We start from the raw sequence: 12,248 nt of genomic DNA, 5'->3' as shown, positions 1-12,248 counted from the left end.
CCTTTTGTTAGCTCATTTGAAATGAACTCCAATTTACATAGATTTCACCGAAATAAGCAGTAAAAAAGAGGAAGCGATCGCCGCTATCCTCTTTAAATTTACTGCTATTGCGGCTAATTTTGATTGTACAGACACACTTAAAAGACCATACCCCCTGGCTCGGGATAGGCCATGAAACCTTTTAAGCTCCGCATTTTTCCCTTCGATGGTTGCTCGCTTTTTATACTTTTTCTTAAATTCCTCAGTTTTTTGATACTGGGATATTTCATAAAATTCAGAGGTGTTCAATCCAACGACCAAGATTCTTCTCGCGCTGGTCTTTGCACACTCATCATGCAAGGGACAGGCCTTACATTGGTTGATCTCGAAGTAATACTTATAGCCCTCTCTGACACCATCTTTTCTCTTTGATTTATAGCGTTTTTTATTTAGTGTTGTATTCCCCTGGCTGCACTGCCATTCATCCGAATCTTTATTATAGGTAAATTCACTTTCATCCAGCCTGTATACTAGGGAGCTAACTGGTATGTATGGTCGGGCATTAAGTTCCTGTATGTCATCGAGAATGTATTTTCTGAAATAGGCCTTATCTCCATAAACTTCATCGATGTTCATACCTGATTTAAGGGTATCTTTTAACATTTCTTTTGCGTAACCGCCATCCATATAAGCGCCATCTGATGTTCGGACTGAAGTGATAATTCGCTCATCCGTTGTCATAACGAACTCTGTTTTATAGCCATAAAAATCCTGGGTTTTACTTTTTCGTCCAACCCTCGCATCTTCATCTATAAGTGATCGAATGCCTTTTTGATTCATGAATTTCGGGTCACTGAGGATGTCTTTCGCTTTCTGGATCATCTGCTGGGTTTCCTGTTCATGGCCTGAAATGTTTTTTTCTGCTTCATCAATGACGGTTTCCAAGTATTGTTTCATGACCTTCTTGGCTTCATGGTGATCCGGAATGTCCTGGTAATCTGGTACCTCCGGTATATTTTCCAAGGAGTGACCCGATTCAATTTCATAGGCACCAACGATTTTCTTGGCGATATGCTTCATTAATCTTTCAGGTGTCTTCTTTATTGTATTTGCTTCAATATGGGTGGCATCAATGCTCACACTCTTCCCTTCAAGGATCCCTTGTTCCACACATTGTCGTGCAATCTCAGTAATGATTTCGTCTAATGTGGATTCTCCTAGACGGTGGGTCCTGAATTTGGAAAGAAGACTTTTATCAGGGAGGGTATCTTCCGGATTGAGGCCAAGAAAATACAGATAAGCAAGATTTAATTCTGCCTCCGCCTTGATTTGTTCATCGGAATAATTATATAGATGTTGTAGAAATAGAAGTTTACACATCAACTCAGGTTCTTTTGCAGGACGTCCAAACCGTTTGGAATAGCTATCGATCAGTAGTTCATTAATAAAACTGAAATCTACAACAGTAGTAATCTTCTTAAGAATATGATTTTCTGGTATTTTATCGTATAATACGGAGTGAAAACTTGATTGCTTTGGCTCTAGTCGAAGCACAAGAAAAACCCCCTAATGGTCGGTATTTGGTCGTACCCATTATACCATTCAGGGGGTTTTTTCATGGATAAAAACAGAATAAGTGAGAAAAGGGACCTTTAATTAGACTTTTTCACTGGTCTCGGACGTACCTTTTGCTTCAAAAAAAAATTACGAAAAGAGGAGCATGAGGTCTGTCCCCTTGCTCCCAATAAACGCCTGGTTTTATCAACCAGGCGTTATTTTCAGATGATCCTTTTAATTGTTTATATTAACGAACTTTCCCTCCAAAGCCTCAATATACCTCTTAGCGGATTTTTGAACAGACTGATGGGCATCTCCCTTAATGACACGATGGAATGCATTATATAGTCTGTCAAAATTTAGAACGCTGACTTTAGCTGCCATCTCCTGAACCTTGTTAGCTGGCAGTGGAATAAGGTTTGGATAACTATACATGAAACTGACCCATTGTCGATCGGCCACTATTTGAATAATATCACCAGTAAGTAGGACCCCTTGCTTGTTGACATCATTTTCCCAGTGTAAAACACTTCCCCCATTAAAATGACCACCCAAACGTTGCAATGTTACACCCGCATCGAGCTCCAGGGAATCACCAGACCAGAATATGATCCTGTCACTGTGCCTAGTGACCCACTGGCGATCGTTTTCGTGGATATAGATATTTGCTTCGAATCGTTCAGCCCATTCAACCTGTGTCGAATAATAATGTGGATGTGATAATGCGATGGCATCGATTCCTCCTAGAGAATGTATTTCATTTTCTGTTTTTTCGTCTAGGTAGGTGATGCAGTCCCATAACAGGTTGAACCCTTCATTTTGAACTAAATAGGCTGTCTGCCCAATAGCAAACGAAGGAGAAGTGGTCAGGCTGTACAGTCCTGCCTCTTCTTGGACAATGGTATTTTCATATTCCCCTGAATCTACAAGCTGTTGAAGCGTTGTCCATGACTGCCCATCCGGATGGATATACTGTCTTTCGTCAGCACAAATTAAGCAGGTTTCAGGAGCATGAGCAGTATGGGGATATTGGACACCGCAAGTGTTACATATATAATGGTTCATTTTGAACACCTTCCTATGATTTTTCTTATCTTTATTATAAGAAAGCCATTAAGCGATCTCTTCGGAGGAATGGTGTAACCTATCTACAACTTTTGGCTGAGGTTTTTTATATTTTTTTAGCGGATTTTGCTCTACCTAAAGTCGTCAAGGTAAAAGAAGGTTAATCTGTCAACAAAAAAAAGATGCTTGCCCCAAGCATTCTATAAAGAAGCTAGGAGCAGGCACCTTACAGCGATTTTATTTTATTGTTATTTTTACAGAGTTAAAGTTGTTTGAATTGCTGAATGGGTTGTAGTTTTTCTCAATATTGCCCGCCGCATCGACTGCAAACCAGTTGATTGTGGTGGTTTCGTCGATTGTCAATGTTTCGGCTGGTTCACGCGTCCCGGCCAGGCGTAAATGTGGTGACTCAAAGTTAGGGCGGCTTCCATCGAGAGTATAATAAATGGTTGCTGCTTCACTTGTTTCGAATGTGACCTCTACCGGGCCAGCAGCATTGTTTTCAGTTACAACTTTTGTGGATGGTGGCTGCTTATCCTTGGATTGGCTGTATGCGACTTTGATCAGGCCAATCAGGCCATTCGCAAATTCCATGGCCTCCTCATGCCCCTCTTCAAACGGTGGCTGGAACCCTACAGAACGCCATCTTTTCGCATCTGCATCCCACAGGTCCGCTCCCACTTCAAAGTTCCATGCGTAGATCCCTTTTTCATACCACAGATAATCAGCTGAGTTTCCAGCTGCAGAGTACAATACATCTGGAATCGGACCGGTACGGCTTGGTAAAATGACGGTACCGCGATGGTCCTGAATATCATTCAGAATTTCATTCGATGCTGCCCAATAGAATGCTTCCTGGCCGGCAGTAGGTCGCGGCAGTGTGACTCTGTCAGGATCATAGGAGCCCGGGGACCACATGAAATATCCTCCATAGCTGTGGATATTCATCGCAAATTTAATATTTGGATTCTGATCTGCCAGCCAGACTAGGTTCTTTGATTCAGGCTCTGAGTGTTCCTCAGGTCCTGCATAAACAGAGCTTGTACAATTTGTAGAAGTGGCACCTACAAAGCCATCAAAGACGGATCCAACAGAATGGTTTCGGTTCAGGTCGACTCCCCAAGCATGGCGAGCACCTGGATCTGAAAGTTCAGGTCCGCAATGGTTCGTCATATTTTTCCGCTGCCAGTTGTAGTCATAGAAGCTATACGTTGCTCCGTCCGGATTCACCGACGGCACAAGGAAGATATCAAGGTTATTCACAAGCTGTTTTGTTTCTCCGTCATGCGCATAGTTTCTTAGCAAGCGTTCCGCTGTTTCAATCGTTACCAGCGGCGTTACCCACTCACGGGCATGCTCCTGGGCATAGCCAAGAACACCCGGCTTGGAGCCATCACGATGTTTTCCAATCCGTATTGCTTTGACTGTTTGCGGTTCACGTGAAATGTGATCCGGTGCATTCAAGCCATCTGTCAGCTGCGCAGTGTTTGGCTCCACAGTGCCAGAACCGGCATTTCCGCGGTATGTACTCGCAGTAACGAGTTCATCTGCTTCTGCATTAAGCGCCGCAGCTACCTGGCTGGCAGTGCTTATCACATTTCCGGAACTGTCTGTTCCAAGTTCAACCACTAAATTATTCCCCTCAGCCGCTACAGTTAAAGGATGGTTAGCTTGCTGAGGATTCTTGAACTGAACAGTAATATCATTTCCGCCTTCGTGACCCCAGGCTTTCGAGGAAACCACAACAGCCGAACTATTCGTTGTTCCCATTGTCGCCTGAGCTAGACGGCGGTATCCATTTGTTTTGTTCGGCATTTCGATAATCTCCACCAAGTCCGGGAACTCTTTTTCAAGCTTTTCAGCTCTTTCATACAGCTCGTACGGATCCATATAGTGGTCAACGAAATCCTTCACATAATGTTTTTCAGGACTGCCTTTCTTATCTTCGCCAAGCCACTCTGACACAGGGCTGGAAGCAGTTCCGCCCAGGCTGCTTGTGATGGTGACGCTATCAGGAACAGCTGTTACTGGCAACTCAAACCAGTGATACATATATTCCCCGAGGTCAACAAACCGCTGCATGGTCGCTGATTTTTCAACTCCATTTTCAACCCAGCTGGCCGTAAGAACAGTGCTAGCACTTTCACCAGCGGAGGTTTTTGCTTCAACATAAAGGAAGGTGTCTGACTGGTTAGTATAATGGTTCGCCCGCAGGACTTTAAGCGTATCCTCTGCTGAAGCGATACTGGATTCCTGCTGTGCCGCAGCATTTCTTTCCGCGGTTCTTTGGTTCCATTGAGCTTCGGTAATAAGCGTATCCTTTACTTTAATGCCGTATTTTGCGAGCTCTTTGATTTCCGAAGGAGTGACAACGACATCGACCTCAAGTCCATCACCATGCTGATGCACTCTGTGCGTCAAATCAATTCCCAGTTCAACGAGTTTCTCCATTGCCTCTTTGTCCGGGACTTCCAATTGAACAATGGAAGGCGATTCATCAGGGAGAATCAAATTCCCTTCCAACTGCTGCGCTCCCGTTACACCGGAACCGCTCAACCCTGGATAAAAGGTAGAAAAACCCAGAGCACTGATCGCTGTTGCCATGACGAACCCTTGCATAAGCTTCTTTCTTTTCCTCATCAATACACCTCCTATATTTGCCCATTTTATAGGACAACTCTATTATAATTAGAATATTCTAATTATTTCGCCAGCAGATAGACTCATTTTACATATTTTGAAAGTACTAATTTTAGAGTCTCTAAATAAGTTCTGTGGTGATTTTACCTAAATTGAGGTACTGGAAAGGTTTTTGCGTCTCGTCCAACTCCTAAATTTAAGGTGAATCAGTTTATAAATCATCAAAGAGGGTATTTATAATTTGCTTTACAGTTATTACTTCGGGGGTAAGAAAGTTGAATAACATAAATGATTTAAGAGAAGAAATCAAAATCTACTTTAATGATAAAGGTGAAATATTTGAAGAGAGTTTACTCTCTCAAGCCGTTAATGTTTCGGGGAAAATCACTGAGATTTTAGAGAAAGGAAACATTGACCTATTAAAGAATGCCAGGAAATTAATCTTCTATATAATAGATCAAAATGATAAAGATCTTATCGCTTTTGCAGAAGAGGAGGGAATTGCCTGGGCAGGACATTCTCTAACTCTGTCCTTAAAATTAGAATGGGTTCAAGCGATCAGGAGAACTTTTTGGCAGATAATTAGTGAAATTGATGACGAAAAGAACCTGACTGATGGAAAAAAGGACTTTTATGAATTGGAAGAATTCATAAACGAACAAATAGACCAATTTCTTAACAGTTTCTTTCTCAGTTACTCAAAATATAAAGATCAAATGCTCCATAAGCAAAGAGAAATGGTCGAACATTTATCTGTCCCAATTATTCCAGTAAGTGAGACTGTTTCTGTTCTGCCTCTAATTGGCACTATTGACTCCTTTAGGATTCGAATCATTGAAGAAAAGGTTTTAAACGAAATAGCTAACACAAGGTTCCAAAATTTAGTGATCGACCTATCAGGTGTAGCCATGATGGATAAGGATGTTATCGACTACTTTCAAAAAATCCTGACTGGAGTGGCCATGATGGGCTGCAAAGCCATCCTGACCGGACTCCGACCAGACCTTGTAAGAACAATGGTACATGGAGGGATTCTTTTTGAAAAAGATGCGGAAACCAGAGGGACTCTTAAAGAGACATTAAAAAATTATCTTTGATTGAAGGATAAAGACCATTTCGGTGGTCTTTTCTTTTTTTGACATTAGACCATTGTGAATCAAATTAAAGAAGTGTAAGTTTGGCCGGTTCCCAAAATAAAAAAAAGAGCTTGTCGCCAAATCCATGTATAGGAATGGTGACAAGTCCTTTATTTTCACGCTTTATATCCCTGACCGCCATACCTCTTCGCCCAGTTCTTCTTCAATTCAGGAGTACCTTTTGGGACCACGTATGTATCAAGGACTTTATGTACTTTTTGTTCGTTGACTAGATTATAAGTTGAGAGTTTGATTTTTTTGTTGTTCATTGTGGTGATTGTGATGTATTTAAAGCCGCTGCCACCCCACTTGATATCCTTGATCTCGTTGATCCGGACACTTTTTTTTCCTGCCTTTTAAATAGCCGTCCTGTACGGTAATGACAGCTCTGCCGGATAATAGCATGGACAGCATCCTGATCAGCATCGATCCAAATACCAGCAACCCAAACACACCGATGAGGATTCCGACAAATCCTTTTACAAAACTCACGTCTGGTACGATAAAGAAAATGAATAGTGACGCCAACGTCATCAATCCTATGCCAGTAAGCATACAACCAGCTCCGACGTTTGTGTAAACGACCTCGACTTTATCTTTTGATACGATAATATTGTGTTCCTCTGGAGTGTGTTCAATATTATTTTCCATGAATGATCGTTTCCTTTTCCTTATGAAATACTCGAACTTCCCCTTTTAGTACCTGCTTCCGAAGAATCAATCAGCTCCAGCTCCGCCTCCATCACTGCCGCCTCCGCTGTCTCCTCCACCTGAATAGCTACTACCTCCTCCTGAATAGCCGCTGTCACCAGAGACAGAGGATGATGAGCTGCTTCCTGGAGGGATGCTCCATTTCCATGTGTTTGCAAGGAATTCTACAGGGTTTTGTCCGGTTGCAATCAGATAGGTTAATGGTGCGGCTGATTTTTCATCGCTGACGAATTCTTTGTCTTGTGCCCTGGACTTAACTTTCGGCTTTAACAGCAGACTGCGAATCATCCATTTATCGGATTGGCTGCTGATTTGGTCAGGGAATATCTCGAACTTAAGCTGCTTTTTAAAAGCCTGTATTTCCTGCTCAATCACGAGAGCTTCTCCTGATAGCGTCATGTGCGGCGTCAATAGGGTCAGCACCGCCGAAAGGACAGTCGTGATGAACAGCAAGGTTAGTGCCTCGGCATCGTAAAGCATCGCGGAGGCAATCAGGGATACCAGGTAAAATAGCAGGAAAAACAATTTCCTCTCAGGTTTGAGCCAGCCTCTTATCAATAGGAACCCGGCAATGATTGAATAGATTACTATAGATGCAGTTGATAGGAAATCCAGATAATAAGCATAGATAACAGCTGTAAATAGGATCAGCATAAGCCCTCTTTTAACCAGCGTGCTCATTTTGCCACTCATCATTCCTTCTTCCTTCAACACTTCCAGAACACAGGCAAACCATTCCTTTTCGTTCTCCTTGAACAGTTTGTACTTTGTATGATAATTGTGCAGATGCTGCGGATTATTTCGTTGCTGGCTGGATGCGCCTGCGATATCACTCATGAAGAAAACAGGGTTTCCATTTTTAGTTTTTCTCCTGAATAGCCAGGATACCAACCTTTGCTCACAATTCGATAAGCTGGTTTCCGGGGTCGTTAATGTAAAATAGAGCGTTTGGTCAGCGGATTGATCATCTTTCAGGAATCGGCCAGCATTCTGTTCCGTCCTGACGGCTGCTTTTCCTTTTTCAACGAGCGAAAACAGTCCGGCCAGGAAGGCGTAAGGATTCATTTTACCCCGCCGGTTGATCATATACAGAATAAGAGGATCGGTCTGAAGCAGCTCTTCAGGTCGATCAGCGCCCCTCAGCTTCCTAAGTAAACGCATGAAAAGCATGGTCACCAATCCGAGTGCCAGGAAAGCAGCAAAGCCCGTCAATACATTTTCCAGAATGCTGAGCTGATTCTTCATAGCAGCATTTTTTTCAGCCAATTGTTCTTCCTCCGCAATCGCGTCCTTCAATGACATCGGTGCCCTGGTCTTGGATTGCTCCGACATCACCGAAGAAGGAAACAGCAGGCGGGTTTCGGTCAGTGAGTACATCTCAGACTCTGGGGTGGTAAACCGCACCACCCATGGACCTTTTTCGGTTACCTTTCCTTGCCGGTCATGGAAAAAGGGAAAATAACTGTTCGGCCTAAGTTCCTCTGGAAACACAAAGTCAATCGTCACTTTATTCAAATCTTCATCATGGTTCGTATCTGTCCCAAAGAAAGGAACGGTAAGGTCACTGTAGGAATCATACGTCTTCACCGCTTCTTTTAATTCATAAATAAAGAACACGTCTTTCTTTTCATCTTTTGCCGGCAGTGCCGCACGGTAGGTATTGTCCTCCCTCGACACCTCAAGAGGACGCAGGTCTTCCATCTCCACATAACCAAGCTCCGCCTTAGGATTCACCAATTCATACGCTTCGAAAAGCTCTACTCCCTTATGGTTTTTCTTATGTATAGCCCTGCTGACGCTATCATAATCACCCACAAAGTTATAGGTGAGAATTTCATTAACAAGCAAATCACCATCAGGCTGAATCCACGCCCTTATGCGGACTTCATCAATCGAATAAGACCCTGCCAACACAGGCGAGGCAATGGGAAAAAGCAAAACCAGAAGTATCACGATCTTTTTTAACACGACTACAACTCCTTAGGGGATGTTCATTCATTTAACTATATTGATGTTGCAGAAGTTGAGAACAGAAATGAAAACACAACTTTCATGCCACCATCCTCTCACCGAACAACCCGTTAAAACAGAATTATCCGGGTTAACACAAATGAAAGAACTTTGTTATATGTATCTTCTTAAAAATATATATAGAAGAATTATAAACAACCAATCTTTCTTTTTCAAAAATTTTCCACAAGGAGTTTATTAATAAAAGTAAATAGATACACTAACAGTTTAACTTCATACGGTACCATGGACATAAAGCAAAATTAAAGAGGATAGCGAATTGTCTATCCTCATGTTCTACCCCATTTATTCATTTTTTGTTTCTTTTTAACCCCTACATATTCTTGCTCTGAAGAAGAAGTTGGGATTTTCCTGACCGCTCCCACTCTTCTACGGTTTCATATGCTTTTTCCGGAGTATACCCTTTCCCTACAAGCACTCCCATTAGGATGAATTCTTGAAGAATGTGCGTGGCGTTGATCCCTCTTTTAACGTCCTCTAATCCTTCCTGCACTAAATATTCTGTGTGCCGTACCCATTCGTCTGGAGTCTTGCCAAAAACAATCGTGTTTCCATTGCCGTTCGCTCCGCCTTCACTCGCCATTGCATCGGCTTTTGTCACGTGGACAGTTCCGAATGGATGGTTAGGAGGCGCATAGATGGAGTACAGCTTTAACGGAGTATTACCGGTATTGGTCAAATTATGCCATGTTCCGGCTGGAATCATGATGGCAGAATCGTCAACGACCTGCCTTTGAAAGCTTAAGTTATCTTTGCTCTGGCCCATTTGAACGATCCCCTGGCCTTGTTCGATCCGCAAAAATTGATCCACATCAGGATGCATTTCCAAACCGATATCACCGCCAATATCGATACTCATCAATGTGACTTGTAAATGCGTTCCTGTCCATAAAGCCGTACGATATGTGTTGTTTTGCTTTGTTGCTTCATTGATATTTACCACATATGGATTCGGTCCATAATCCGCTAAAGGTATCATTCCATTACCGTTAGGATAGCGGAAAGATTGAAAACCATTCACATGCTGCATTCCATAAGGATACGCCCACTGACCAGACTGTCTTCCATCGTAATATTGCGGGCCATTGCCATAATAAGAGTATTGGTTTGAATACCCATGAGGAGCATAGTACATTTTCGTCAATCCCTTCCCAGTTTATCAACATATCCTATGCAATTTTTCTGGGAATGTACTGAAAAGAAAAGGGGACATAGTTGACAAAGGATTTAAACGGCAAAAAAAATAAAGGCATGAAACAAACGCTCAAAAGGAACGAATTTCATGCGATAATTCTCGGCAAGCATCTTAATCATATTTGGGTCAGCATGTGAAAAGCAGACCAGTGTAGACACGCATTTTTTAATCAAATTCTAAACAATCTTTATCTTGTTGCCCTTTACCTGAACAAGGGCCGGTGCATACCCAGGAATCGCCCCACTAGTTTAAGAATAATTTCTACGATGTTTTATAAGATAATGCACTGAAGTTGAACAACTAATTCCCATTACTACCAAATAAATTCCGATTGGATAGTTTGGTATAAAAATAAGTAGTGCAAAGATGCAAGTTGTGAAGAACGATCTTGTTGCTTTCTCCTTATCATTCAAGTCTTTCCAAAGTTTCATTTGGGTTCCCCCTCTTATCATTACTCCCCTTGAATAAAAGGTGGTTTCTTGTAACTGCCGCTTAAAATGTCACCTATTGACTCTTTGCCCTCAGATCATCTCTTTTTAACAGGTATAAATAAATCAACTCGACACTTCCCTTCAGGATCTTCAGAAGGGTTATTCAAATTGAATTCGAGGTTATGTCTTTGATAATCGGCTTCATAGCCGCTACTTGGCAGCCATTCGCCAAACATGTATTGATAAGCAGAATGTAGCCTTTCAGGTTTTTCATAAAAGGAATACAGGGCGTATTGACCGCCTTCCAACTTCCTGAATTTTATATCCGCATGGTTTTCTTTATTAAATCCGTCAGGTAATGTAACGCAGGCATCGTGACGGCAATCCTGACTCTCCACTTGCTCCGGATTATCTAATGATATACCGATAAAAGACTGCTGGGGCGGGTATAGTTCATTGCTAATCGCCCAATGGATCAGCTTTCCCCAGTGTTCTTGGGGCTCAAAGTAACTCCCCGTTCGTCTGATATATGCTATTTCCGTTTCAGGTAAATTCTTTATTAAGATATTCATTTTTTACGATCCCTCTTTAGTAAGATTAGTTCACTATACATTTCAACTAACCACCGGGACAAGGGGAGGTATTGCTCCCACTTCCCCGTCCCTATTCATTATTCATAAAGTTTTGTCTCTCCAGATACTTCAGCACTGTTTGCGAAAATTCCTGATGCGACTCCTTCGTATACTTGGCTATCGTGTAAATTTGAGCAAGATTCTTTAATCCCAATTGCTCGGTCATTTCTTTAAGTTTTGGGACGGCCATGTAGCGGTTCCATCCTTTTTCGTTTCGATCTTTGTAGATTTCCAGAATGTCTTCATCCGAATAATCACGGTACTGATCATAGTGAACAAGTCCATGCATTGGCAGCCGGTCACGCGGGGCAGGGTTTTCTGCCGGATACCCTAATGAATAGCCAACAACGGGGACGACATTGGGCGGTAAGTTCAGCAGTTCACCAATTTGATCACAATTCGCAAGCGTAGAGCCCATATAACAAATGCCCAGCCCCTCATTTTCAGCTGCTAAAGCGCAGTTCTGTGCGGCCAAAGCTGCATCAATCGCCCCGATCATAAAGCTCATATAATTATCAAAATGTACAGGTGCATCGTTAAGTTCAAGCCATTTCCTCATTCTATTAAAATCAGCACAAAATGTTAAAAGGACAGGCGCATCAACCACCATCGATTGCTCCATATGGGCACTGTATAACTTTTTCTTAAGTTCTTTGTCTTTCGTGACGATGATCGAATAGGTTTGCATATTGCCGCTTGAAGAGGCCCGAATACCCGCCTCTAAAATTCTGTCGAGCAGATCTTGACTAACTTCCCGATCTTCATATTCTCGAATCGATCGGTGCCCGTGAATCACATCATTCAATTCCAAGACAATCACTCCTATATCGGTTATAAACAAATGGACGGTTCCGCCCATCCCCGTGTTTTA

Annotated in this window: 9 protein-coding genes and 1 pseudogene; 1 reads left to right on the top strand and 9 read right to left on the bottom strand. The window is 42.3% G+C overall.

Annotation, left to right across the window (positions count from 1 at the left end; genetic code table 11):
* Positions 1–60: 60 nt before the first annotated feature.
* The 3 genes and pseudogenes from FOF60_RS02700 to FOF60_RS02690 all read right to left on the bottom strand — a co-directional run.
* Positions 61–1,533 (bottom strand): annotated as a pseudogene (locus tag FOF60_RS02700) (IS1182 family transposase); the annotation flags it as partial.
* Between the two features lie 237 nt (positions 1,534–1,770).
* Positions 1,771–2,601 carry an MBL fold metallo-hydrolase gene (locus tag FOF60_RS02695; protein ID WP_192473186.1) on the bottom strand — a complete coding sequence of 277 codons (831 nt, stop codon included), beginning with the start codon at positions 2,599–2,601 and terminating at the stop codon, positions 1,771–1,773.
* Positions 2,602–2,838: 237 nt separating this feature from the next.
* Entirely contained in the window at positions 2,839–5,241 is a 2,403-nt protein-coding gene (locus FOF60_RS02690; protein ID WP_225650391.1) for a M14 family metallopeptidase, read from the bottom strand.
* A 275-nt stretch (positions 5,242–5,516) separates the two neighbouring features.
* On the opposite strand from FOF60_RS02690, the gene FOF60_RS02685 reads away from it, so the two are divergent.
* Complete coding sequence (locus FOF60_RS02685) at positions 5,517–6,338, top strand: STAS domain-containing protein (RefSeq protein ID WP_192473187.1); 822 nt, start codon at positions 5,517–5,519, stop codon at positions 6,336–6,338.
* Positions 6,339–6,493: 155 nt separating this feature from the next.
* On the opposite strand, the gene FOF60_RS24520 is transcribed toward FOF60_RS02685, so the two are convergent.
* From FOF60_RS24520 to FOF60_RS02660, 6 genes are all read right to left on the bottom strand, one after another.
* Positions 6,494–6,691, bottom strand: a complete 198-nt coding sequence (locus FOF60_RS24520) for a DUF5381 family protein (protein WP_413632878.1) — start codon at positions 6,689–6,691, stop codon at positions 6,494–6,496.
* Positions 6,666–7,028 (bottom strand): YfjD family protein, encoded by a 363-nt coding sequence (locus tag FOF60_RS02680; RefSeq protein WP_264647632.1) that lies wholly within the window; start codon positions 7,026–7,028, stop codon positions 6,666–6,668. The genes FOF60_RS24520 and FOF60_RS02680 overlap by 26 nt, the downstream gene beginning before the upstream one ends.
* A gap of 66 nt (positions 7,029–7,094) precedes the next feature.
* Entirely contained in the window at positions 7,095–9,056 is a 1,962-nt protein-coding gene (locus FOF60_RS02675) for a DUF2207 domain-containing protein (RefSeq protein ID WP_192473189.1), read from the bottom strand.
* A 376-nt stretch (positions 9,057–9,432) separates the two neighbouring features.
* Positions 9,433–10,254 (bottom strand): cupin domain-containing protein, encoded by an 822-nt coding sequence (locus FOF60_RS02670; RefSeq protein ID WP_192473190.1) that lies wholly within the window; start codon positions 10,252–10,254, stop codon positions 9,433–9,435.
* Between the two features lie 586 nt (positions 10,255–10,840).
* Entirely contained in the window at positions 10,841–11,317 is a 477-nt protein-coding gene (locus tag FOF60_RS02665) for an AraC family transcriptional regulator (protein ID WP_192473191.1), read from the bottom strand.
* Positions 11,318–11,408: 91 nt separating this feature from the next.
* Positions 11,409–12,218 (bottom strand): nitroreductase family protein, encoded by an 810-nt coding sequence (locus FOF60_RS02660; RefSeq protein WP_225650393.1) that lies wholly within the window; start codon positions 12,216–12,218, stop codon positions 11,409–11,411.
* Between the last annotated feature and the right edge of the window lie 30 nt (positions 12,219–12,248).

Source organism: Mesobacillus jeotgali (assembly GCF_014856545.2).
In the GTDB taxonomy this organism is placed as follows: Bacteria; Bacillota; Bacilli; order Bacillales; family Cytobacillaceae; genus Mesobacillus.
Note: the sequence above shows the minus strand (reverse complement) of the source record. Positions and strands in the feature narration are given on the sequence as shown.